This window comes from Amycolatopsis sp. 3B14, assembly GCF_050958625.1.
GTDB classification, from domain to species: Bacteria; Actinomycetota; Actinomycetes; order Mycobacteriales; family Pseudonocardiaceae; genus Amycolatopsis_E; species Amycolatopsis_E thermoflava.
The window spans coordinates 1-21,885 of sequence record NZ_JBHZEN010000057.1 but is presented as its reverse complement, the minus strand read 5'-3'; the positions used below and the strand labels follow the sequence as shown (position 1 = coordinate 21,885).

At 70.3% G+C, this 21,885-nt stretch carries 20 protein-coding genes and 1 tRNA gene; 11 read left to right on the top strand and 10 right to left on the bottom strand.

The annotated features are described in order from the left end of the window. Nucleotides 1-38: 38 nt before the first annotated feature. Nucleotides 39-860: an alpha/beta fold hydrolase gene (locus tag ACCP09_RS29860; protein WP_433751969.1), complete on the top strand. Its 822-nt coding sequence runs from the start codon at nucleotides 39-41 to the stop codon at nucleotides 858-860. Here the strand turns inward: ACCP09_RS29860 and ACCP09_RS29855 are convergent. Next, a complete protein-coding gene (locus tag ACCP09_RS29855; RefSeq protein ID WP_433751967.1) occupies nucleotides 857-2,200 on the bottom strand; it encodes a hypothetical protein in 1,344 nt (447 codons plus the stop codon). The genes ACCP09_RS29860 and ACCP09_RS29855 overlap by 4 nt on opposite strands. A gap of 210 nt (nucleotides 2,201-2,410) precedes the next feature. Here ACCP09_RS29855 and ACCP09_RS29850 point away from each other — a divergent pair, with 210 nt between their 5' ends. The 3 genes from ACCP09_RS29850 to ACCP09_RS29840 all read left to right on the top strand — a co-directional run bounded on the left by ACCP09_RS29850 (nucleotide 2,411) and on the right by ACCP09_RS29840 (nucleotide 5,594). Further along, the gene (locus tag ACCP09_RS29850) at nucleotides 2,411-3,865 is read left to right on the top strand and encodes a S8 family serine peptidase (protein ID WP_433751965.1); all 1,455 of its coding nucleotides are present in this window, start codon (nucleotides 2,411-2,413) and stop codon (nucleotides 3,863-3,865) included. 165 nt (nucleotides 3,866-4,030) lie between these two features. Next, complete coding sequence (locus tag ACCP09_RS29845) at nucleotides 4,031-4,522, top strand: DUF3145 domain-containing protein (protein WP_027934727.1); 492 nt, start codon at nucleotides 4,031-4,033, stop codon at nucleotides 4,520-4,522. A 523-nt stretch (nucleotides 4,523-5,045) separates the two neighbouring features. Beyond that, the gene (locus tag ACCP09_RS29840; protein ID WP_037323019.1) at nucleotides 5,046-5,594 is read left to right on the top strand and encodes a hypothetical protein; all 549 of its coding nucleotides are present in this window, start codon (nucleotides 5,046-5,048) and stop codon (nucleotides 5,592-5,594) included. A 60-nt stretch (nucleotides 5,595-5,654) separates the two neighbouring features. Here the strand turns inward: ACCP09_RS29840 and ACCP09_RS29835 are convergent, their stop codons facing one another. From ACCP09_RS29835 to ACCP09_RS29815, 5 genes are all read right to left on the bottom strand, one after another. Next, nucleotides 5,655-6,902 (bottom strand): beta-ketoacyl-[acyl-carrier-protein] synthase family protein, encoded by a 1,248-nt coding sequence (locus tag ACCP09_RS29835; protein ID WP_017984122.1) that lies wholly within the window; start codon nucleotides 6,900-6,902, stop codon nucleotides 5,655-5,657. A 42-nt stretch (nucleotides 6,903-6,944) separates the two neighbouring features. Continuing rightward, entirely contained in the window at nucleotides 6,945-7,190 is a 246-nt protein-coding gene (locus ACCP09_RS29830; RefSeq protein ID WP_017984121.1) for an acyl carrier protein, read from the bottom strand. A gap of 61 nt (nucleotides 7,191-7,251) precedes the next feature. After that, nucleotides 7,252-8,229, bottom strand: a complete 978-nt coding sequence (locus ACCP09_RS29825) for a beta-ketoacyl-ACP synthase III (RefSeq protein WP_020422496.1) — start codon at nucleotides 8,227-8,229, stop codon at nucleotides 7,252-7,254. Beyond that, a complete protein-coding gene (locus tag ACCP09_RS29820) occupies nucleotides 8,226-9,146 on the bottom strand; it encodes an ACP S-malonyltransferase (RefSeq protein ID WP_433751961.1) in 921 nt (306 codons plus the stop codon). The genes ACCP09_RS29825 and ACCP09_RS29820 overlap by 4 nt, the downstream gene beginning before the upstream one ends. 140 nt (nucleotides 9,147-9,286) lie before the next feature. Next, nucleotides 9,287-10,528, bottom strand: coding sequence for a PucR family transcriptional regulator (locus ACCP09_RS29815; protein ID WP_027934731.1), 1,242 nt, complete (start codon nucleotides 10,526-10,528; stop codon nucleotides 9,287-9,289). 248 nt (nucleotides 10,529-10,776) lie between these two features. Between ACCP09_RS29815 and ACCP09_RS29810 the strand changes: the two genes are divergently transcribed. Further along, a complete protein-coding gene (locus ACCP09_RS29810) occupies nucleotides 10,777-11,406 on the top strand; it encodes a nicotinamide mononucleotide transporter family protein (RefSeq protein ID WP_433751959.1) in 630 nt (209 codons plus the stop codon). On the opposite strand, the gene ACCP09_RS29805 is transcribed toward ACCP09_RS29810, so the two are convergent. Both ACCP09_RS29805 and ACCP09_RS29800 read right to left on the bottom strand, forming a co-directional pair. Then, on the bottom strand, nucleotides 11,387-13,000 hold the full coding sequence (locus ACCP09_RS29805; RefSeq protein ID WP_433751957.1) for an L-lactate permease: 1,614 nt from the start codon (nucleotides 12,998-13,000) through the stop codon (nucleotides 11,387-11,389). The two genes, ACCP09_RS29810 and ACCP09_RS29805, sit on opposite strands and share 20 nt — an antisense overlap. Before the next feature lie 92 nt (nucleotides 13,001-13,092). Continuing rightward, the gene (locus ACCP09_RS29800; protein ID WP_433751955.1) at nucleotides 13,093-13,467 is read right to left on the bottom strand and encodes a hypothetical protein; all 375 of its coding nucleotides are present in this window, start codon (nucleotides 13,465-13,467) and stop codon (nucleotides 13,093-13,095) included. 24 nt (nucleotides 13,468-13,491) lie between these two features. On the opposite strand from ACCP09_RS29800, the gene ACCP09_RS29795 reads away from it, so the two are divergent. Next, the gene (locus tag ACCP09_RS29795) at nucleotides 13,492-14,793 is read left to right on the top strand and encodes a restriction endonuclease (RefSeq protein WP_433751953.1); all 1,302 of its coding nucleotides are present in this window, start codon (nucleotides 13,492-13,494) and stop codon (nucleotides 14,791-14,793) included. 272 nt (nucleotides 14,794-15,065) lie between these two features. Here ACCP09_RS29795 and ACCP09_RS29790 read toward each other — a convergent pair whose 3' ends face one another. Together ACCP09_RS29790 and aceE are read right to left on the bottom strand one after the other, a co-directional pair. After that, the gene (locus tag ACCP09_RS29790) at nucleotides 15,066-16,277 is read right to left on the bottom strand and encodes an alpha-hydroxy acid oxidase (RefSeq protein ID WP_027934733.1); all 1,212 of its coding nucleotides are present in this window, start codon (nucleotides 16,275-16,277) and stop codon (nucleotides 15,066-15,068) included. A gap of 75 nt (nucleotides 16,278-16,352) precedes the next feature. Further along, nucleotides 16,353-19,160 carry a pyruvate dehydrogenase (acetyl-transferring), homodimeric type gene (gene aceE, locus ACCP09_RS29785; RefSeq protein ID WP_433751950.1) on the bottom strand — a complete coding sequence of 936 codons (2,808 nt, stop codon included), beginning with the start codon at nucleotides 19,158-19,160 and terminating at the stop codon, nucleotides 16,353-16,355. A gap of 368 nt (nucleotides 19,161-19,528) precedes the next feature. On the opposite strand from aceE, the gene ACCP09_RS29780 reads away from it, so the two are divergent. The 5 genes from ACCP09_RS29780 (at nucleotide 19,529) to ACCP09_RS29760 (ending at nucleotide 21,763) form a co-directional block, all read left to right on the top strand. Further along, complete coding sequence (locus ACCP09_RS29780; protein WP_017984111.1) at nucleotides 19,529-19,960, top strand: DUF3052 domain-containing protein; 432 nt, start codon at nucleotides 19,529-19,531, stop codon at nucleotides 19,958-19,960. 62 nt (nucleotides 19,961-20,022) lie between these two features. Beyond that, nucleotides 20,023-20,487, top strand: coding sequence for a peroxiredoxin (locus ACCP09_RS29775; RefSeq protein WP_017984110.1), 465 nt, complete (start codon nucleotides 20,023-20,025; stop codon nucleotides 20,485-20,487). A 43-nt stretch (nucleotides 20,488-20,530) separates the two neighbouring features. Then, nucleotides 20,531-20,602 (top strand) — tRNA-Val (locus tag ACCP09_RS29770). A gap of 154 nt (nucleotides 20,603-20,756) precedes the next feature. Further along, entirely contained in the window at nucleotides 20,757-20,966 is a 210-nt protein-coding gene (locus tag ACCP09_RS29765) for a hypothetical protein (RefSeq protein ID WP_027934735.1), read from the top strand. Nucleotides 20,967-21,046: 80 nt separating this feature from the next. Beyond that, nucleotides 21,047-21,763 carry an SAM-dependent methyltransferase gene (locus ACCP09_RS29760; protein ID WP_433751947.1) on the top strand — a complete coding sequence of 239 codons (717 nt, stop codon included), beginning with the start codon at nucleotides 21,047-21,049 and terminating at the stop codon, nucleotides 21,761-21,763. The last annotated feature ends 122 nt before the right edge of the window (nucleotides 21,764-21,885 follow it).

The window sequence follows — 21,885 nt, the reverse complement described above, 5'->3', positions numbered from 1 at the left end:
CGGTTGCGTGAGGGGCAGCCGTGGCCGACGCTTCGCGAGTGCGCTTCGATCATGAGCTGCTGCTCCCCGGCGGCCGGGTCCTCGCCTGGTCCGAGACCGGGCCCGGGGACGGCACGCCGGTCCTGTTCCTGGCCGGCGCCGCGACCGGCCGGTCCATGGTCTTCGGCGGCAGGCGCCGGGTCCGGTTGGTGACCGTGGACCGCCCCGGCATCGGCGCTTCGACACACGACCCACGCCGGTCGGCGGCGTCCACGGCCGCCGACCTCGCCGCACTCGTGACACGCCTCGGCGGGCCGGTGCCGGTCGTGGCGAACTCGCAGGCCGCGGTCTTCGGGCTCGCGGCCGCCGAGCGCGGGATCGCGTCCCGGCTGCTGCTGGTGTCCCCGGCCGACGAGGTCGCCGATCCCCGGGTGTTCGCGCGGTTGCCCGGCCCGGTGCGGGACGTCGTCACGCGGGTGCGGGTGGACCCGGCGGCCGCGCGGGAGTTCTTCGCCCGGCTCGGCCCCGGCGGGATGGAACGGATGGTGCTGGACAGCGCGGATCCGGCGGACCGCGAGGTGTACCAGGATCCGGTGTTCCTGGCCCGGTACCGCGCGGCTCTGCGGGAGGGGTTCGCGAACGACGGCGCGGGCTACGCCGCTGACTCGATCATCGCGATGTCGCCGTGGCAGCTGGACTGGGCCGCGATCCGGGTGCCGGTGCAGGTGTGGTTCGGCGAACGGGACCGGGTGCACTCACCAGACCTCGGCGCGCTGCTCACCTCCCGGATTCCGGGCGCGCGACGCCATGTGGTGCCCGGGGCGGGCGGCGCTCTGCTGTGGACCCACGCCGAGGAGATCCTCGCCGCGGCGGCCGGCTAACTGATCCGCACGCCCAGCGCGGCGCCCGCCGCGCGCAGCAGGGCCGGGTCGTCCGGTGACGACTGGCCGTCGACGTAGGCGGCCAGCACCAGCCGGACGGCCGGGCCCGAGATCGCGCTCTGGTACGCCGCGCCCGCGGTGTCCGGCTCGCGCGGCCACTGGTGCGTCTCGGTGGCGAGATCGGCGATCCCGCCGCTGCCCGGGGTGTCGGCGAGCTGCTTGAAGGCCGCGGCCTGTTCGTCGCTGCCGAAGGTGAGCACCGCGACCGACACGGCGACCGCCCGCCCGTCCACGGTGGCTTCGAAGCTGCCGCGTTCCATGCCCGCGCAACCGCTTGCCTGCAACCGCGCCTGCAGGTCCCCGTAGGCGCGGGCGGCGCAGGTGCGTTCCGTGCCGGAGGCCCGTTTGGTGAACTCGATGCCCGCGACGGCCTGCGGCGCCGGCGTGATTGCGGTGGTCGTCGGGGGCGCGGTGACCGTTTCGCCGTCCCCGCCGGTCGTCACCACCACGAGTACGACGGCCAGCAGCACCAGCGCCACGGCGATCGCCGCGACCGGCCGCCACGGCACGGGCGCGGAAGCCGGGACCGCGCGCGCGGGCGCGGCCGCGGCGATCCGGGGCACCGGCATCGTCACCTCGGCGGGCGGGACGATCGGCGGCACGGCGGCGGGCGCGGCCGGGCGGTGCCGCCGGGGGCGGGGTTTGACCGGCGCCAGCTTCACCGTCGCCGACTCCTCGGTGACGGTGAAGCCTTCCGCCGCCAGTTCGTCGCCGGTGAGACCGGTGTCCGGAGCGAGCGTGTCGATCAGGGCGCGGGCCTGCGCCGGCGTGCACGGCCAGGGCGCGGGGGTCAGCGACGCGATGGCCGCGAGCAGGCTGTTCTGCGTCGGGAACAGGACGCGGACGTTCCCGGCGAGGTCGGCGGGCGGCTGCTCGATCTCCTCCACGAACGGCCCGACGGCGAGGATTGTGGCGATCGGCAGGTGCTCCGGGACGTCCGGGCGCAGCCGCTCGATGACCGCGTCGGCGAGCGCGAGCGCGTCCGCCGCGGGGTTGACCACGTCCCCGTCGGCGACGAGCGGCCAGCCGTCGGCCTTCCACTGGCCGGTCAGGGGCGCTTCGAGGCGGATCGCCGGGTCCGGCAGATCGACGCCGATCACGACCAGGACGACGGTCGGCATGATGACGATCGCCTCGGCCGGCGGCCGGTCCGGCAGCGGCCGTGCCCCGGCCAGCGCGATGCCGCCGGCGAAGTAGTCACCGCGGCCGAGCGCGGCGAGCGCGGCCCGGACGTCGTCGGCGACGCGCGAGGGCTGTCGTTCCAGGCGGATCAGCCGCACCTCGCACCTCCCCGGTCCCGTCCACGTGCGCGCTTACGCTAGCGCGCTGTGCAGTTGCTGACCCTCGATGGTGTGAAAATCACTCGCGGAAGGTGTCTGCTTCCGGGCACACCCGTGCGGGTAAGTGATCGTTGACAGTGATCGGAGTCACCCTATTGAGTGCTACTCGTTGGTAGATCGTAGGGCCGGCTGGAGAGATAGGGGACCCCGATGCGATGGCGCTCCACGCGCGCGGTGGCGATCGCCGCCGCCGCGCTCGTCCTCCCGTTCACCGGCGCCGTCCCCGCGGCGAACGCCCAGACCCCGCTCGCGCCCGTGTCGGACACGCTCGACCGGGTGCTGGCCACCGCGACCGCGCTCACCCCGGTCACGACCCTCGTGCACGCCGCGGACGCGGGCACCGCCGCGCAGGCCGTGCGAACGGCCGGGATGCGGGAGATCACCCGGTTCCCGCGCATCGGCGTCGTCGCCGCGGCGGGCACGGCCGCGCAGGTCGCCGCGGTGCGCAAGGCGGCCGGCGTCACCTACGTCGAGAACAACGACCCGCTCGCCGCGTTCGGTTCGTCCGGCACGACCGCGACCCGCAGCGCCGAAGCACGCACCACTCTCACCGGCGCGGACGGCGCTCCGCTGGACGGGCGCGGGGTGTCGGTGGCGATCATCGACACCGGGATCGACCCGACGCATCCGGCGTTCCGCGGCGCCGACGGATCGACCCGCGTGGTGCGCAACCTGAAGAGCCTGTGCCTCGACGGCACCACCACCTCGTGCATCGTCGACGTGCCCACCTCGGTCGACACCGACGCGACCGCGCTCGGCGGGCACGGCACCCACGTCGCCGGCATCGCGGCGGGTGCGCCGTACACGCTGGCCGACGGTTCGTCCGTCGGCGGTTCGGCGCCGGGCGCGAAGATCGTGTCGATCTCGACCGGCCTGGCGATCCTGGTGCTGGGCACGGACGCCGCGCTGAACTGGGTGCTGGAGAACCACGCCGCGCCGTGCGGGGCCGGGGTGCCGGCAACGGTGTGCCCGCCGATCAAGGTGATCAACAACTCGTACGGCCCGAGCGGCGGCGGCGAGTTCGACCCGGAGTCGGCGACGGTCAAGCTGCAGCGCGCGCTCGCGGCCGAAGGGGTCGTGACGGTGTGGGCGAACGGCAACGACGGCGGGGACGGTTCGGCGGATCTGTCGAACCCGCCGGGCAAGGACCCGACGCCCGGGGTCATCTCGGTGGCTTCCTACAACGACCAGGGCACCGGGACGCGCGACGGGACCGTGTCGGACTTCTCCTCGCGCGGGCTCGCGTCGGACCCGTCGACGTGGCCGGACGTGTCCGCGCCGGGCGAGAACATCCTGTCCGCGTGCCGGCCGTACCTGGTGATCTGCGCGACCGGGTTGCAGCCGTCGAACGGGCCGGGGATGCTCGACCTCGGCACCTACAACGTGATCAGCGGCACCTCGATGGCGACGCCGCAGATCACCGGCATCGTGGCGCAGCTGTTCCAGTCCCGGCCGGGCGCCACGCCGGGCGAGATCGAGGCCGCGATCAAGTCGACGGCGTACAAGTACAGTGACGGCGCCGCGTACCAGGGTGGTTCGAGCTTCGACAAGGGCGCCGGACTCGTCGACACCGTCGCCGCCGTGGGGGCTCTCGCCGGGACCTGACGGCTTCCGGCCAGTGGTGGTGCTGCGACATCTGAGGTTCCTGTGGCGAAATGCCATCGTCCGGGTGCACAATATGGGCAGTCACGGCAGGGATGCTTGTCAGCAGGCTCCGAGCTCGCGAGGTCGTAGGGGAAGACGCCCCTCGTCGAGTAGCGGAGGTCAGCAGTGAGCACCCGTGGCGTGGTTTACGTCCACTCGTCGCCGTCTGCGGTGTGCCCGCACGTCGAGTGGGCGATTTCGGGCACCCTGGGTACCCGAGTGGATCTGAAGTGGACGGCGCAACCCGCCGCTCCAGGGCAGCTTCGCGCCGAGTGCACGTGGAGCGCGCCCGCCGGAACCGGCGCCAAGCTGGCGGCCGGTCTCAAGGCGTGGCCGATGCTGCGCTTCGAGGTGACCGAGGAGCCGAGCGCCGGCGTCGACGGCGAGCGGTTCTGCTACGTGCCCGGGCTGGGACTGTGGCGCGGCCGGACGAGCGCCAACGGAGACATCGTCGTCGGGGAAGACCAGCTGCGCACACTCGTGGCGACCTGCCGCGCGGGGGAACAGCTGGCGCACAAACTCGATGAGCTGCTCGCTTCGAGCTGGGATGAGGCGCTGGAGCCGTTCCGCCACGCCGGGGACGGGGCTCCGGTCACCTGGCTGCACCGGGTGGGGTGAGTTTTCGGGCGAGCCGGTTGGGCGGCTGTGCTCGGTGCTCGGTGCTCGGTGCCCGGTGCCCGGTGAGGTGCCCACTCATGTGGCGATGAACGGACCGTTCATGCCTTCAGCCCGCACGAGGTGTCCAGTCGCGCGGCGATGAATGGTCCGTTCATTGCTTCAGGCCGCGCGAGGTGCCCACTCCTGTGGCCATGAACGGACCATTCAGTGCTTCCCCCGGCGATGTGTCCGCTCGCGCGCCGATGAATGGGCCGTTCATGGCTTCCGTCCGCGCGAGGTGCCCGGTCGCGCGCCGATGAACGGACCATTCATCGACCCAACCCCCCGAACCAACCCCCCGGCCGCCGTAACCACCCGCACCCACCCCAGCCACCAGAACCCCGGATCAGCCGAGCCCCTTCACCTGCCCGGCCCAACCACACCAACCCGCTCCGCACAAAAGACAGCACTCGGTAACGATCACCACTACGCTGCCGATGTGACAGCCATGTCGGCGCCTCCCGCAGCACCGCCGCGATGGTTGGTGCCCGTCGTCATCGTCGTGGTGTCGATCATGGTCGGCGGCGGTCTCCTGGCCCGCGAGCTGTACCGCCTGCCCGAAGCGACCCCGGACGCGATCCTCGCCCAGTCGTCGACCGCCCGGCCGCTCGCGCAGCAGCCTGGGCCGGGCACCGTCGAGCTCACCCCGGACGCCGCGGCGCACCCGCAGAACACCACGGTCCGCACGCTGCTCCAGACGTACTTCGACTCGATCAACAACCGCGACTACGAGCTGTGGAAATCGGCCGTCACCCGCGAGCGCGTCCAGGCCAAGTCGAAGAGCACCTGGCTCAACGACTACCGCACGACGCGGGACGGCAGCATCCTCGTCTACCGCATCGACCCGGTCGCCGACGACGAGCTCCGCGCCCTCGTCGGCTTCACCAGCACGCAGGACGTCAAGGACGCCCCGGCCGAACTTCCGGAACCCTGCGTGCACTGGCGCCTCGTGCTCCCGCTGACCCTGGAATCCGGCGCCTGGAAGGTGGACACCGTCACCGGCTCCACCACCCCCGAACTGTCCCGCTGCTGACCGCACACACGAGAAAACCCCGGCCACCAACGGCCGGGGTTCTCCCAACAGAAGCGGAACTCAGGCGCCGGTGAACAGCAGCGCCGTGTTGTGACCGCCGAAGCCGAACGAGTTGCTCAGCGCCGCGGTCAGCTCGACCTTCCGCGGCTCGCCCGCGACGACGTCGAGCCCGACCTTCGGGTCCAGGTTCTCCAGGTTCAGCGTCGGCGGCACCAGACCGTGGTAGATCGAGAGCAGCGTGAGGATGCCCTCGACCGCCCCGGCGCCACCGACCAGGTGACCCAGCGCGGACTTCGGCGCCGTCACCACCGGGTGCTCACCAACGGCCTTGCGGATCGCCGCGGCCTCGCCGATGTCGCCGACCACCGTGGACGTCGCGTGGGCGTTCACGTGCCCCACGTCCGCCGACGTCAGCCCCGCCATGGTCATCGCGTTCGCCATCGCGGCGATCTGGCCGATGCCCTCCGGGTGGTTGCCGGTGATGTGGTGCGCGTCCGAGGTGATGCCGTACCCGGCCAGCCGCCCGTAGATCCGCGCGCCGCGGGCCTTCGCCCGGTCCGCCCGCTCCAGGACGACCACACCGGCGCCCTCACCGAGCACGAACCCGTCCCGGTCGGTGTCGAACGGGCGCGACGCGCGCTCGGGCTCGTCGTTGCGCGTCGACACCGTCCGGGCCTGCGCGAAACCGGCCACGGTGATCGGGTGGATGCAGGACTCCGCACCACCCGCCACCACGACGTCGGCCCGCCCGTTCTGGATCATCTGGTAACCGTTGGCGATGCCCTCGGCGCCGGAGGCGCACGCCGAAGCCGGCGAGTGCACCCCGGCCCTGGCCTTGAGGTCGATGCCGACGTGCGCGGCAGGCCCGTTCGGCATCAGCATCGGCACGGTCAGCGGCGAGACCTTCCGGATGCCCTCCTGCTCGAGCAGGTCGTCCATCGCCAGCAGCGTCAGCGGCCCGCCGATGCCGGTGCCGATGGACACGCCGAGCCGGTCCGGGTCGACGTCCGTGCGCTCGTCGCTGGGCTGCTCGAAACCGGCGTCGGCCCACGCCTGCCGGGCGGCGATGAGCGCGATCTGCTCACACCGGTCCAGCCGGCGCGCCTGCACGCGCGGCAGCTTCTCCGCCGGATCCTCGGCGAGCGTGGCGCCGATCTTGACCGGCAGGTCGAACTTCTCGACCCAGTCGGCCTCGATCCGCCGGATGCCGCTGCGGCCGGCGAGCAAGCCCTCCCACGTGGACGCGACGTCCCCGCCGAGTGGCGTCGTCGCGCCGATCCCGGTGATCACGACGTCGATGTTGCTCATGAGGAGTCTCCCCGAGGTTCAGACGAAGAATTCAGCTCGTGCTTACTTGGCGTTCGCGGCGACGTAGTCCACCGCGTCGCCGACGGTCTTCAGGTTGGCCAGCTCGTCGTCCGGGATCTTGACCCCGAACTTGTCCTCGGCCTGCACCGCGATCTCCACCATCGACAGCGAGTCGATGTCCAGGTCGTCGACGAAGGACTTCTCCAGGCTCACGTCGTCCTGCGCGACACCCGCGACCTCCTCGACGATCTCCGCGAGGCCGCTGAGGATCTCCTGCTTGTCCGCCACGATGGTGTTTCCTTTCTGGGGTTCGACACCGGCAGGCCCGCGCCTGCCGGCGATAGTGGTATCACGGGCAGATGACGACCTGTCCGGCGTAGGACAGGCCCGCGCCGAATCCAACCATCAGCACCACGTCACCCGTTTTGACGGTGCCCGCTTTCCGCATGTGGTCCAGCGCCATGGGAATCGACGCGGACGAGGTGTTGCCGGAGAACTTGATGTCGTCGGCCACGACCAGGTCCTCCCGCGCGCCCTTGGCCTTGAGCCGCTTGGCGATGGCGTCCACGATCCGCAGGTTCGCCTGGTGCGGGATGAGCACGTCGATGTCCGACGGCTCCAGCCCGGCCAGCTCGACCGCCTTCAACGCGATCGGCGCGATCTGCGTGGTCGCCCACCGGAAGACCGACTGGCCCTCCTGGTAGATGTACTTGTGGTCGCGCATGTAGATCGTGTCGACCAGGTCGCCCGCGCTGCCCCAGGACACCGGCCCGATGCCCGGCTCGTCGGACGGACCGACCACCGCGGCGCCCGCGCCGTCGGCGAAGATGATCGCGTTGGCCCGGTCCACCGGGTCGACCACGTCGGTCAGCTTCTCCGCGCCGATCACCAGCACCTTGCCCGCCGAGCCGGCGCGGATCAGGTCGGAGGCGACGCCGAGGCCGTAGCAGAACCCGGCGCACGCGGCGTTGAGGTCGAACGCGCCGGCCGCCTTCACACCGATCCGGTCGGCGACCTGGCCGGCCGCGTTCGGGATGGGCGCGGGCATCGTGCAGTTCGGCACGATCACGGTGTCCACATCGGACGGCTGCAGGCCCGCGTCGGTGAGCGCGGCGTTGCCCGCCTTGACCGCCATGTCGACCAGCAGCTCGTCCTTCTCGGCGAAGCGGCGCTCGATGATGCCGACCCGCTCACGGATCCACTGGTCGTTGGTCTCCATGATCTGGGACAGGTCGTCGTTGGTGACGACGCGGTCCGGCTGGTAGCTGCCGACGCCCAGGATCCGGGTGGCGGCGGGCCCCTGCTTCTGGCGCAACACCGGGCTCACAGGATCTCCTTCGCGGCGGGCAGGTCGGTGGGGGTCTTGAGCGCGACGGTCTGCGTGACCGTGCCCTTGAGCTGGCGCTTGACCAGACCGGTCAGGGTGCCTGCCGGCGGCAGCTCGACCGTGGCGGTGACGCCCAGCTCGACGAGGCCGTCCATCGTCAGGTCCCAGCGGACCGGGCGGGTGACCTGCTTGACCAGCCGCTCCAGGTACTCGGCGCCGCTGGTGACCACGGTGCCGTCGGCGTTGGACAGCAGCGGGCGGACCGGGTCCTTCGGCGTGATCGACGCGGCGTGCGCGCGCAGGGCCTCCTCGGCGGGGGCCATGTAAGAGGTGTGGAAGGCGCCGGCGACCTTCAGCGGCCGGACCTTCGTGCCTTCGAGGGGCTCGGCGACGATCCGCTCGATGGCGTCCTTCGCGCCGGAGGCGACGATCTGGCCGGCGCCGTTGCGGTTCGCTGCGGTGAGGCCGTGGCCGTCCAGCCAGGCGACGACCTCGTCCGGGTCGCCGAGCATGACGGCGGCCATGGACGTCGGCTCGATCGCGCACGCCTTGGCCATTTCCGCGCCGCGCACGGCCGCCAGCGCGACCGCGTCCTCGGCCGTGAGCACACCCGCCACGGCGGCTGCCGCGAGCTCGCCGACGGAGTGGCCGGCGACCGGCGTGTCGTCCGGGACGTCGCCGAGGGCGTCGAAGGCCAGCAGCGAGAGCGCGACGATCAGCGGCTGCGTGATCGCGGTGTCCTGGATGGTCTCGGCGTCGGCCTCGGTCCCGAGGTGGACCAGGTCGAGCCCGGTTCGCTCGGACCAGCGCGCGAGCTTCTCGCGGGTGCCGTCGAGTTCGAGCCAGGGGGAGAACATGCCGGGCGCTTGGGAGCCCTGTCCGGGAGCGAGCACTGCTGTCACGCCTCTAGGGAACATGCTTCCCCGGCGGGCCCGGGATGCCGCTGTTCACCAAGTCGGAGCGGTGATCTTGTAGAGAGCCTACAAAAATGGCGCCCGCAGGCCCGCATCCAGCGCTGATGTGTTGTCGGTTCCGGGCAGCCCGGAAGTGAGACCGGTCACCAGAGGCCGCGAGCCCTGGCCAGCCGTCCCACGGTCAGGGCCACGCGCAGCACCAGCGCGTCCCGCGGCTCGGTGGCGTTGCGGCCGGTCAGCTCGGCCGCCCGCCGCAGCCGGTAGCGCACGGTGTTGGGGTGCACGAACAGCTTCTTCGCGCACGTCTCCAGCACCCCGCCGGACTCCAGGTACTCGTCCACCGTCTGCAGCATCGTCGGCCCGGCCGCCTCCAACGGCTGCGCGATCTCCTCGATCAGCAGCCGCTCGGCCTCGGCGTCGCCGGACAGCGCTCGTTCCGGCAGCAGGTCCGACGACCGCACCGGGCGCGGCGCACCCGGCCAGCCGACCACCGCGCGCAACCCGGACAGCGCCTCGGCGGCGCTGCGGTGCGCCTCGGCCAGGCTGTCCACCGTCGGCCCGGCCACCACCGGCCCGTCGCCGAACGCGCCTGCCAGCTTGCCGAGCACCTCCTTCTGCTTGGCGTCGCCGTCAGTCGGCCCGCCTGCCACCACGATCAGCCGCGAGCCCTGGACGCTCAACAGCACCGGCCGTCCCAGCCGCGCGGCCAGGCGGCGCACCTCGAACACCACGCTCGGCGGGTCGTCCGAGGGCGGCCTGCCGGCCAGCACGGTCGCCATCGCCGACGGCTCCCAGCCCAGCGCCGCGGCCCGCGAAAGCACCGCCTCCTCGGCGTCGCCGCGGACGATGCCGTCCACGACCAGCGCCTCGAGCCGGGCGTCCCACGCGCCGCGGGCCTCCGCGGCCGCGGCGTAGGAGTTGGCCGTCGCGAAGGCGATCTCGCGGCCGTAGCGGAGGATGCCCTCGGTGAGCGCGGCGTCCTCGGCCTCGGTGGCGGCGAACTCCGGCAGCTGCTCCTCGAACACCTCGATCGCCAGCCGCACCAGACCCACCGCCTGCCGCAGGCTGATCCAGCGCGACAGGTCTTCGGGCGCGCCGCGGAAGGCGTCGGTGGTGAGCTTGAGCGCCTCCTGCGAATCACGCAGCCAGTCGACGAACCCGGCCGCGCCGGTCTGGGTGATCAGCAGGATGCTCGCCCGCTGCTCGGCGGGCAATCGTCCGAACCACGGCAGCCGCTGCTCCATGGCGGCGACGCTGGCCGAGGCGAGGCGCCCGGAGGCGCGCTCCAGCCTGCGCAGCGTCTTCGCCGAGAGGCCGTGGTGCTTGGCCGGCCGCCTGCCGCTGGTCTGGCTGCCGTTGGTCTGGCTGCCATTGGTCTGGGTCATGGTGAAACCGACTTTAACCGGCCGTCCGGTAAACGCGAGGCCGCCCGGCGCATCGCGGTTCTCGCAGCGCCGGGCGGCCTCATCTCCCCGGTCCCCACCGGTAGGTCCACTATGGACCTTGTGGATATTTTTCCGCCAGTCTTCTCACTCGATCGTGCAAGTAATTTTCGAGAGGTGTAGCGGGGCTCACTGGCGGTGAGGGAATCAGTGCCGGATGTGGCGGGTTGATCGGGCAGACGGGAGGCGCCATGCACGTTCTGTTGCAGCACGGTTTGTCCGTTTTCGGGCAGTGGATCTCCATCGCGGAGCTGGTCGGCCAGCTGTGCGCGCTCGCCGTGGTCTTCCTGGCGCAGCGGCGCACGCTCTGGACCTGGCCCGTGCAGGTCGGCGCGACGGTGCTGCTCTTCGCCGTCTACGCCTCCGCGCACCTGGGCGGGCTCGCGGCCCGGCAGGTCGCGATCCTGCTGATCTCGGTCTACGGCTGGTGGGCCTGGACCCGTCGCCGCGACCCGGTGTACGGGGTGGTCGTGCGCAGCGGCCGGACCGTCGAGCGGCTGGTGATGGCGGGTGCGTTCGTGGCCGGCACCGTGGTGATGGCGCTGGTGCTCGACGCGCTGGACGCCTCCTGGGCGCCGTGGCCGGACGCGGCGATCTTCATCGGCACGCTCGTCGCCTTCGCCGCCCAGGGGCGTGGCCTGGTCGAGTTCTGGCTGGTGTGGCTGGTCGTCGACGCGATCGGTGTGCCGCTGCAGATCTCCTCGGGCCTGTACTTCTCCGCGGCGGTCTACCTCGTGTTCGCCGCGCTGGTCGTGCACGGCTGGTGGAGCTGGCACCGCGCCGCGGTGAGGCGCCCGGAGCTCACGGCAGCATCCCGCTGAGGAAGCTCGCCTGCGCCACCACGATCAGGCACATCACGAACAGCAGTCCCACGCTCCACGGCAGCACCTTGCGCAACAGCGTGCCCTCTTCGCCCGGCAGCATCGCCGCCGCGCACGCGATGCTCAGGTTCTGCGGGGAGATCATCTTGCCGAGCACGCCGCCCGAGGAGTTGGCCGCGGCGAGCAGTTCGGGCGACAGCCCGGCCTGGTGTGCCGCGGTCACCTGGAGGGCGCCGAACAGGGCGTTGGCCGAGGTGTCGGAACCGGAGACCGCCACGCCGAACCACCCGAGCACCGGGGACAGGAACGCCAGGCCGGCGCCCGCGCCCGCGATGAAGTAGCCGATCGTGGTGGCCTGGCCGGACAGGTTCATCACGTACGCCAGCGCGAGCACGCTCGTCACGGTCAGGATGGCGAACCGCAGCTCGTGCACCGTGCCGCCCCATTCGCGCACCGCGTCCCGGGCGCGGACCCGCAGGAACACCGCGGTCAGGACGCCCGCGATCAACACGAGCGTGCCGCCGGTGCTCAGGAACGGCACCGAGAACGTGTTGCCGGACACCGGTTTGCCCGCCGAGTTCGCCACCGACAGCGCCGGCCAGTCGAACTTCCACGTCGCCGCGTCGAGCAGCCGCTTGACCGGCGGCAGCTGGCCGATCGAGAAGATCACGATGATCAGCGCGTACGGCAGGTAGGCGCGGACGACCTCGCCGCGGTCCTCGGGCCGGTCCAGCGTTTCGGTGGCCACGCCGGTGAGCACCGCGGTCCGGACATCTTCGCGGGCCGGCTTGCGGGCGGCGGGCAACGCGACCAGTGCGGCCGCGCCGGCGAGCGCGGCGCCGATGTCGGCGAGCTGCGCGGAGACGTAGTTGGCGGCGGCGAACTGCACCACCCCGAACGCCGCGCCGCACACCAGCGCGGGCAGCCAGGTTTCCCGCAGCCCGCGACGGCCGTCGACGATGAAGACCAGCAGCAGCGGCACGAACAACGCGAGGATCGGCGTCTGGCGGCCCACGATCGACGACACGGTGTCCAGTGGCAGCCCGGTGACCTGCGCGAGGGTGACGACCGGCGTGCCCATGGCGCCGAACGCGACCGGCGCGGTGTTGGCGACCAGCGCGACGACCGCCGCCCGCACCGGGGTGAACCCGAGCGCCACGAGCATCACCGAGCTGATCGCGACCGGCGCGCCGAAGCCGGCCAGCGCCTCCATCAGGGCGCCGAAGCAGAACGCGATGATCAGCGCCTGGATGCGGGGATCGTCGGAGACCCGGCCGAACGACCGGCGGAGGACGTCGAAATGCCCGGTGCGCACGGTGATCCGGTAGATCCACAGCGCGTTGACGACGATCCACATGATGGGGAAGAGCCCGAACGCGGCGCCCTGGAACCCGCTCGAGATCGCCTGCCCGATCGGCATGCCGAAGATCGTGACGGCGACGATGAGGGCGACGGCCAGGCCGATCAGGCCGGCCTGGTGGGCCTTCATCCGGACCACGCCCAGCAGGACGAGGACGGTGGCCAGTGGGAGTGCCGCGACCAGCGCGGACAGGCCGAGTGAACCGGCTAGCGGGGCGAGCTCCTGCACAAACATGCCGACCTCGATTCCACATCGCGGAAGTGGGGTTCCGCTTTTGGTGGGGAGGTATGGTCCAGGGTCGCCGGTGGGGCGTCAAGGGGAGCGTTTCACTGATCGAGATGGTTCAGGACGTGCGTGGAAGGATCGCCGGTTCGGCGCATCGCCAATGAACCAGAGCCTGAGCTACGGTCGCTTGTCGGGTCCTTTCCTGGGGGTGCGCGGTGGCACGCAAACGTGGTTTCTTCGCCGAACTTCAGCATCAACAGATGGTGCAGGAACGGGAACGGCAGCGGCAGCGGCAGCAAGCACAAAGGGAAGCCGAACGTGCTGCCCGTGCCCGTGAACGAGCCTTGGCGAAGGAAGCTCGCGAACAGCGAGAATTGCATGTCAAGCAGCAACAGAACGAAGCTGTAGTGATGACCACAGCTGCGCAGGAGCGGTTGGATGAACTGGGCAGGGTCCTGGTCGACGGACTCCGTCATCGAAGTGTCTTTTCCTTCGCTCAGATGCGCAGGTCTTTCAAGGCGCAGCGATTTGAAGCGCCGCCGGCTCTAGTCACCCCTGCGACGCAGCCGCAATGGGAGAGATACGCTCCGCCGCCTCCGTCTGGGGTGGGGCGACTCTTCAAGGGGGCGCACAACAAGACCGTCGACCAAGCCAAAGCCAGGTTCGCGCACGCCACGGCGCTGTATGAACAGGTCGAACACGAGCGACTTGCCGCACTGGCGGCTGCGGAAGCGCGACATCGACAGGCTGAGGAATCTCGCCGACAAGAAGTAGAACAACACAACGCTCAGGTGGCAGATCTCGAAAGCCGCGTCCTGGCGAGAGCGCCAGAGGCGGTCGAAGACTATTTCGAGCTACTCATCGAGCAGTCACCTCTGCCGGCCGATCTGCCGGTCGATGTCGAGGTTGCCTACCAGCCCGACTCGAAGAAGTTGCTCATGATCCGGGAGTTGCCCGGGGTTGATGTGATTCCGCCCAACCGCGAGTACACGTATGTCAAGTCACGAGATGAGATCGTAGCCAGGCCCCGACTGGCGAAAGAAGTCAAGCAGGCTTACGCGAATCTGGTGGCGCAGATCGTTCTGAGGACGATGCGTGACGTGTTCGAAGTCCGCCCGAGCGACCTCGTCGACGAAGTGGCTGTGAACGCGCACGTGTCGACGCGCAACAGGGCCACCGGCAAACCGGAACGCCCTTGTCTGGTCAGTGTCTCAGCGACGCGGAAACAGTTCGAGGAACTGGTGCTCACCGAACTGGATCCTGCTGAATGTCTGAAGTACTTCAACGCGCTCGTGTCCCCCCATCCGTGGGACCTCGAAGCAGTGCGTCCGATCTTCGATCCGGACTTGTCGAAGTACCGTCTCGTGGATGCTCACGATGTGGCGGCGGTTCTGGACGGCCGTGTGGTGCTCCTGGAGATGAAGCCTTTCGAGTTCGAGGTTCTGGTCAAGCAACTCTTCGAAGCCATGGGGATGAAGTCCTGGGTCACACAGGCTTCTCGCGATGACGGCCTTGACGCGCTCGCCGTCAATGAAGACCCAATCATGGGCGGGGTGTGCGTGATTCAGGCAAAGCGGTACAAGGGGACCGTCGAACCGGATGCGGTTCGTGCGCTCGCGGGCGTGATGGATGACAAGCGCGCGAGTCGTGGCGTGTTGGTGACCACCTCGCGCTTTGGCAAGGCCTCATGGGATTTCGTCGCGCGTCACGGCCGAATCCAACTCATCGAAGGTCCGCACCTCAAACACCTGCTGGCGGAATACCTGAACCTCGACGTGCTGCTCGGGCCGCAAACCAGGTGAAGAGAGTTCGTCTGGCTACCGACAGGCGCCGGCTTCGCTTCGCTACGCCCCGATTGAGCCCCTTCCGAACCCGATCTTTCAGTGTTCGGTTGCCGAGACACCGCGTCAAGGCGGGAAAGCGTGCCTTGACCCGGTGGCTCGGCAACCGATTTGGCTGGGGATCGGGTTGCGGGAGGGGAGTGGTTCGTGGGGTGGGTGCGTTTCGTTGCCGGACGGCGGTTCGTTGCCGGGCGGCGGTTTGGTGGTTGGCGGGTGGCGGGTGGCGGTTTTCTTTACCGCACGGTGGCGTGGGTTGGTTGTAGGGCGTCGATCGTTCGCACGCCCAGTAGCTGCATGGTGCGGATGATCTCCTGTCGCAGGATGTCCACGCAGCGCTGGACTCCCCGTTCGCCTCCGGCCATGAGGCCGTACAGGTACGCCCGGCCGATCAGGCACATCGACGCGCCCCTGGCCATCGCGGCCACGATGTCGCCGCCGGAGAGGATTCCGGTGTCCACCCACACTTCCGCGTCGCCGCCCACTGCGTCCAGCGTGGGGGTCAGCAGTTCCAGCGGGGTGGGCGCTCGATCGAGCTGGCGGCCGCCGTGGTTGGACAGCACCACCGCGTCCGCGCCGTGTTTCACCACGTCCCGTGCGTCGTCCGGGTTCTGGATCCCCTTGACGACCAGCTTGCCCTTCCAGGTTTCCCGCACCCACGCCAGGTCGTCGAAGCTGAGCGTCGGGTCGAAGAGGGCGTTGATCAGCTCCGCGACGGTGCCGTCCCACGAACCGAACGACGCGAACTCCAGCGGCTCCGTCGTGAGCAGGTTGAACCACCACGCGGGGTGCGTCGCGCCGTCCAGGAACGTGCGCAGCGTCAGCGTCGGCGGGATGGTCAGGCCGTTGCGCACGTCCCGCATCCGCGCGCCGGCCACCGGGGTGTCCACGGTCAGCAACAGCGTGTCGTAACCGCTTTCCTCCGCCCGCCGCATCAGCTCCGCGCCCGCCGCGTGGTCGCGCCACACGTAGAGCTGGAACCACTTCCGCGCGTGCGGGGCGGCCTTCGCGACGTCCTCGATCGACGTCGTCCCCATCGTCGACAACGCGTACGGGATGCGTTCCCGCTGCGCCACCCGGACCACCGCGCGTTCACCCTCGTGGTGCATCATCCGCGTGAAACCGGTCGGCGCGAACGCGAACGGCAACGCCGACTGCTCACCGAGCACCGCCACGCTGGTGTCCACATCGGACACCCCGCGGAGCACGTTGGGGTGGAACTCCACGCTGCGGAACGCCTGCCGGGCGCGGCGCAGGCTGTCTTCGAGCTCCGCGGCGCCGTCGGTGTAGTCGAACACCGCCCGCGGCGTCCGCCTGCGCGCGATGGTGCGCAGGTCGGCGATCGTGTGGGCGTTCGACAGGCGGCGATCGGTCGGGTTGAGCTTCACCGGTTTCGGTCGCAGGATCTGCTGTAGCTCACTGGGCCTCGGCAGGCGGCGTCGCGTCATAGATACATCATCGGTGATGACGCCGTGCGAAGGCCACCCGCGCGAAGCACGCGGGTGGCCTTCGAAAACCGGAGATCAGGCGTTCCCGGCGTCGGTCAGCTGCGGACCGGCGGCGGACACGTCGTGGATCCGGTACTTCCGGGCGGCCTCGACCACCTTCTCCTGCGCGACCTCACCGCGCTTGGCGAGCGCGGCCAGCGTGGCGACCGTGATCGACTCGGCGTCGACCAGGAAGTGCCGCCGCGCCGCCGGACGCGTGTCGGAGAAGCCGAACCCGTCGGTGCCCAGGGTGACCATGTCGGTCGGCACCCACGGGCGGATCAGGTCGGGCACCGCGCGCATCCAGTCCGACACCGCCACGACCGGGCCGGTCGCGTCGGACAGGGCCTCCGTCACGTACGGCACGCGCGGCGAGTCGCCCGGGTGCAGCAGGTTGTCCCGGTCGATCTCCACGGCCTCGCGCCGCAGCTCCGACCACGACGTCGCCGACCACACGGCCGCGCGCACGCCCCACTCCTCGGCCAGCATCGTCTGCGCCTTGAGCGCGTCCGGCATCGTCACGCCGGACACCAGGATCTGCGCCTCCGGACCGTCGCCCGACGGCGCCTCCGCGTACCGGTACAGGCCCTTGAGCAGCCCCTCGACGTCGAGGTTCTCCGGCTCGGCCGGCTGCCGGTACGGCTCGTTGTAGACCGTCATGTAGTAGAAGACGTTCTCGCCGTTGCCGTCCGGGCCGCCCTCGCCGTACATGCGGCGCAGGCCGTCCTTGACGATGTGGGCGATCTCGAACGACCACGCCGGGTCGTAGGCCACCACGGCCGGGTTGGTGTGCGCCAGCAGCAGCGAATGCCCGTCGGCGTGCTGCAGGCCCTCGCCGGTCAGGGTGGTGCGGCCCGCGGTGGCGCCCAGCACGAAACCACGCGCCATCTGGTCCGCCGCCGCGTACAGGCCGTCGCCGGTGCGCTGGAACCCGAACATCGAGTAGAAGATGTAGATCGGGATCATCGGCTCGCCGTGCGTGGCGTAGGACGTGCCCACCGCCGTGAACGACGACGTCGACCCGGCCTCGTTGATGCCCTCGTGCAGCAGCTGGCCGTGCTCGGACTCCTTGTACGCCAGCATCAGGTTGGCGTCCACCGACGTGTAGGTCTGCCCGTGCGGGTTGTAGATCTTCGCCGTCGGGAACATCGAGTCCAGGCCGAACGTGCGGGCCTCGTCCGGGATGATCGGCACGATCCGGTGGCCGATCTCGGCGTCCTTGGCCAGCTCGCGCACCAGCCGCACGAACGCCATCGTGGTGGCGACCTCCTGCTTGCCGGAGCCCTTCCGGATGGCCTCGTACACCTTGTCGCCCGGCAGCACCAGCGGCTTGGCCCGGTTGCGCCGCTCCGGCACGAACCCGCCGAGGGTCTTGCGGCGGCCGACCATGTACTCGATCTCGGGCGAGTTCGCGCCCGGGTGGTAGTACGGCGGCAGCTTCGGGTCGCGCTCCAGCTCCTCGTCGCTGATCGGGATGCGCTGGGCGTCCCGGAACAGCTTCAGGTCGTCCAGCGTGAGCTTCTTCATCTGGTGCGTGGCGTTGCGGCCCTCGAACGCCGGGCCGAGGCCGTAGCCCTTGATGGTGTGGGCCAGGATCACCGTCGGCTGGCCGTGGTGCTCCATCGCCGCCTTGTACGCCGCGTACACCTTGCGGTAGTCGTGGCCGCCGCGCTTGAGGTTCCAGATGTCGGCGTCGCTCATGTCCTTGACCAGGTCCTTCGTCCGCGGGTCGCGGCCGAAGAAGTGCTCCCGGACGTAGGCGCCGTCGTTGGCCTTGTAAGTCTGGTAGTCACCGTCCGGCGTCTGGTTCATCAGGTTGACCAGCGCGCCGTCGCGGTCGGCGTGCAGCAGCGCGTCCCACTCGCGGCCCCAGATGACCTTGATCACGTTCCAGCCCGCGCCGCGGAAGTACGCCTCGAGCTCCTGGATGATCTTGCCGTTGCCGCGCACCGGGCCGTCGAGCCGCTGCAGGTTGCAGTTGATGACGAAGGTCAGGTTGTCCAGGCCCTCGCCCGCGGCCACGTGGATGAGGCCCCGCGACTCCGGCTCGTCCATCTCGCCGTCGCCGAGGAACGCCCACACGTGCTGGTCGGAGGTGTCCTTGATGCCGCGGTCGCGCAGGTACCGGTTGAACCGGGCCTGGTAGATCGCGTTCATCGGGCCCAGGCCCATGGACACGGTCGGGTACTCCCAGAAGCCCGGCATCAGCCGCGGGTGCGGGTACGACGGCAGGCCGCCGCCCTCGCCGGCGTGTGACAGCTCCTGGCGGAAGCCGTCGAGCTGCTGCTCGTTGAGACGGCCCTCCAGGTAGGCGCGGGCGTAGATGCCCGGGGAGGCGTGACCCTGGATGAAGACGTGGTCACCGCCGCCGGAGTGGTCCTTGCCCCGGAAGAAGTGGTTGAAGCCGACCTCGTAGAGCGCCGCCGACGACGCGTATGTGGAGATGTGGCCGCCGACACTGACGCCGGGGCGCTGGGCGCGGTGCACCATGATCGCCGCGTTCCAGCGGATGTAGGCCCGGTAGCGGCGCTCGATCTCCTCGTCGCCGGGGAACCACGGCTCGTTCTCCGTGGGGATGGTGTTGACGTAGTCCGTCGCGGTCAGCGGCGGGACACCGACGTTGCGCTCGCGGGCGCGCTCCAGGATCCGCAGCATCAGGTAGCGAGCCCGCTGCTGGCCGCCCCGGGCGAGTGCCTCGTCGAACGAGTCCAGCCACTCGGCTGTCTCCTCGGGGTCGATGTCGGGCAGGTGGGCCGCCAATCCGTCACGGATGACGCGGACCCGGGCCGGGGCCCGATCGGTGCTGGCGCCGGTGCCTGCGGCCTGGTCGTTCTGGGGGGCCAAGGGATCTCCTCGCCGGTTGTCACTTCGCGTGCGGGGCACGGATGCCTCAGTTCGGCCGTGCCCTCTCTGTCATGGTCGTCTAGTCCGGGCTTCCCGTCATCGCTACTGAGCGGTAACGTTCACCTAAGTCCGCGCGCGCACGCGCGCGCGTTATGCCTACCCTAGGCCAGGTGTGCCCGGACGGGTGCCGCCGAGGGTCGTTTTGCGGTCGCGAACACGTCCCCCGGGGCCCTACGCTGCGCTACGAGTTGACAGAGATCCGGTGTGGACGGTTGCGCCGGAGGCTCCGGGCGTGTTCGCTACACCCATCCGTATGTCGAGTGGGCGGCGCCGTGCCGCCCGCGTCGTGAGTTGGAGGAGTGACAGCAGTGGTCGCCGCTGGAGACGCTGAGTACAGCAGCGTCGCCGAGAGGCTTGGCATCAAGCCGGACATGGTTGTTCAGGAGATCGGGTGGGACGAGGACGTCGACGACGACCTGCGTGCCGCGATCGAAGAACATATCGGCGGCGATCTCCTCGACGAGGACGCCGACGAGGTCATCGACGTGGTTCTGCTGTGGTGGCGGGAGGACGACGGGGACCTGGTCGACGCGATCATGGACGCCCGGTCGCCCCTCGACGAGAACGGCATCATCTGGGTCCTGACGCCCAAGACCGGGCAGCCGGGGCACGTGGAGCCGAGTGAGATCGCCGAGGCGGTGCCCACCGTCGGGCTCGCGCAGACCTCCAACATCAGCGTCGGCCCGAACTGGGCCGGGACCAAGCTGGTGCCGCCGAAGTCGAAGTCGAAGCAGCGCTGAGCGGCCGCACGCTAAGGTGAGCGTGCGGCAAGTGCAACGTTGGCGATGTGAGAGGTGCTTCGATGGCGGTCGAGGTCGGTTCAGCTGCTCCGGATTTCACCCTGAACGACTACAACAAGCAGCCGGTCACGCTGTCGTCGTTCCAGGGCGACAAGCCGGTCCTGCTGGTCTTCTACCCGTTCGCGTTCAGCGGGATCTGCCAGGGCGAGCTCTGCCAGCTGCGCGACGAGTTCGCCGAGTACGACGGCCAGGGCGTGCAGGTGCTCGGTGTGTCGGTGGACACACCCTTCTCGCTCAAGGCGTGGGCCGAGCAGCAGGGCTACCAGTTCCCGCTGCTGTCGGACTTCTGGCCGCACGGTGAGGTCGCCAAGCTCTACGGCGTGTTCAACGAGGGCGCCGGGCTGGCCAACCGGGGCACCTTCCTGATCGACAAGGGCGGCGTGGTGCGGTACGCCGAGGTCAACCAGCCGGGCGAGCCGCGCGACCAGCTCGCCTGGAAGCGAGCGGTGGCCGAGCTGCCCGAATGATGCTCGCACCGGCGGTGCCCGTGGGTTGGGCGCCGCCGGTCCGGGGCGCATAGCTCAGCGGAAGAGCACCTCCCTTACAAGGAGGGGGTCGCAGGTTCGAACCCTGCTGCGCCCACCGTTTTCGATGGCCGGTGGCCCGTTGTGGGGCAGGCGCCGGATGGGTCGGCCCACCCGTAGGGACTTCTTTCTCGGAGTGGCGCCGGACGGGCGCGCCCGTTGCGCCATCCGGCGGCGTTCCCCGGGCGGGGTTCTTCTGCCACCGTCATCGGGTGCCGCCCGAGCCTGATCCGTTCAACCCCCGCCCGGCGCGGAGCGCGATGCTCACCGCGATCGGGTGGACCGCGCTGGTCGCTTTCCAGGTGATCGTCTGGGGCATCTTCTCCGACTGGGAGCTGTGGATGCGGATCACGCTTCCCGCGCTCAACGCCGTGATCGCCGGCTACTGGTGGGTCCGGTTCGTCCGCCTGCGACGGGAGTGAGCCGAATGCGCGGGCTTCCGCGCTGACGATCACCGGAAATTGGCGTGCTCGTCCGTCCCGGCACCGGGCAGGCTGCCGTCGTGGAACGTGACTTGATCTCGCGCCTCGCGCATGCCGACCATCCCATTGCCGCGCCCCTCGGGGACGCCGCGGTGACCGCCCTGCTGGAGCGGGCCCTGCCGCGCGGGGACGAGCGCCTCCTCGACCTCGGGTGCGGTGGCGGGGAGTGGCTGCTGCGCGCCCTGGCGCTGGCGCCCAGCGCCACGGCGGAAGGCGTGGACGTCTCCGAAGCGGCCCTCGACCACGCCCGCCGGGAGGGCGCGCGCCGTGGTCTCGCCGAGCGGCTCACGCTCCACCAGACCGACGCGGCCAGCTTCCTCCCCGGACAACCCGCCGACGTCGTGTTCTGTGTCGGCGCCACCCACGCCTTCGGCGGCCTTCGGCAGGCCCTCGCGGCGGCCCGGACGGTCCTCGCGCCCGGCGGGCGGGTCGTCGTCGGTGAGGGATACTGGGAACGCGAACCGAGCGCGGCGGCCGTCGAGGTCCTCGGTGACCTCGCGGACCTCCCCACCACGGTCGACACGATCACCGCCGACGGCTGGGTGCCGCTCTACGGTCACCTCAGCACGCGCCACGAGCTGGACGACTACGAGTGGAACTGGACCGGCTCACTCGCCGCCCGCAGCCTCGACCAGCCCGACGTGCTCGCCATCGCCGCCGCCCACCGGGACGAGTGGCTGCGTGGCTACCGGGACTGCTTCGGCTTCGCCACCCTGCTCCTCGCGCCCCTCAACTGACCGACCCCTTTCCCGGAATCGGCGGCGCTGGTAGTTGTTGCCAGGGCTGGGCACCACACATCCACGCAAACGCAAGCCGGCAACGCAACAGAACTGACCGGCCCAACCAGACCTCCCCCGCC

Bases quoted from the DNA above. Each gene is read 5' to 3' on its own strand.
- ACCP09_RS29850 (WP_433751965.1), top strand. From the start codon at position 2,411: ATGCGATGGCGCTCCACGCGCGCGGTGGCGATCGCCGCCGCCGCGCTC.
- ACCP09_RS29835 (WP_017984122.1), bottom strand. From the start codon at position 6,902: ATGAGCAACATCGACGTCGTGATCACCGGGATCGGCGCGACGACGCCA.
- ACCP09_RS29775 (WP_017984110.1), top strand. From the start codon at position 20,023: ATGGCGGTCGAGGTCGGTTCAGCTGCTCCGGATTTCACCCTGAACGAC.
- ACCP09_RS29800 (WP_433751955.1), bottom strand. From the start codon at position 13,467: ATGACGGAGTCCGTCGACCAGGACCCTGCCCAGTTCATCCAACCGCTC.
- ACCP09_RS29790 (WP_027934733.1), bottom strand. From the start codon at position 16,277: ATGACGCGACGCCGCCTGCCGAGGCCCAGTGAGCTACAGCAGATCCTG.
- ACCP09_RS29810 (WP_433751959.1), top strand. From the start codon at position 10,777: ATGCACGTTCTGTTGCAGCACGGTTTGTCCGTTTTCGGGCAGTGGATC.
- ACCP09_RS29795 (WP_433751953.1), top strand. From the start codon at position 13,492: ATGCGCAGGTCTTTCAAGGCGCAGCGATTTGAAGCGCCGCCGGCTCTA.
- ACCP09_RS29815 (WP_027934731.1), bottom strand. From the start codon at position 10,528: ATGACCCAGACCAATGGCAGCCAGACCAACGGCAGCCAGACCAGCGGC.
- ACCP09_RS29805 (WP_433751957.1), bottom strand. From the start codon at position 13,000: ATGTTTGTGCAGGAGCTCGCCCCGCTAGCCGGTTCACTCGGCCTGTCC.
- ACCP09_RS29820 (WP_433751961.1), bottom strand. From the start codon at position 9,146: ATGTTCCCTAGAGGCGTGACAGCAGTGCTCGCTCCCGGACAGGGCTCC.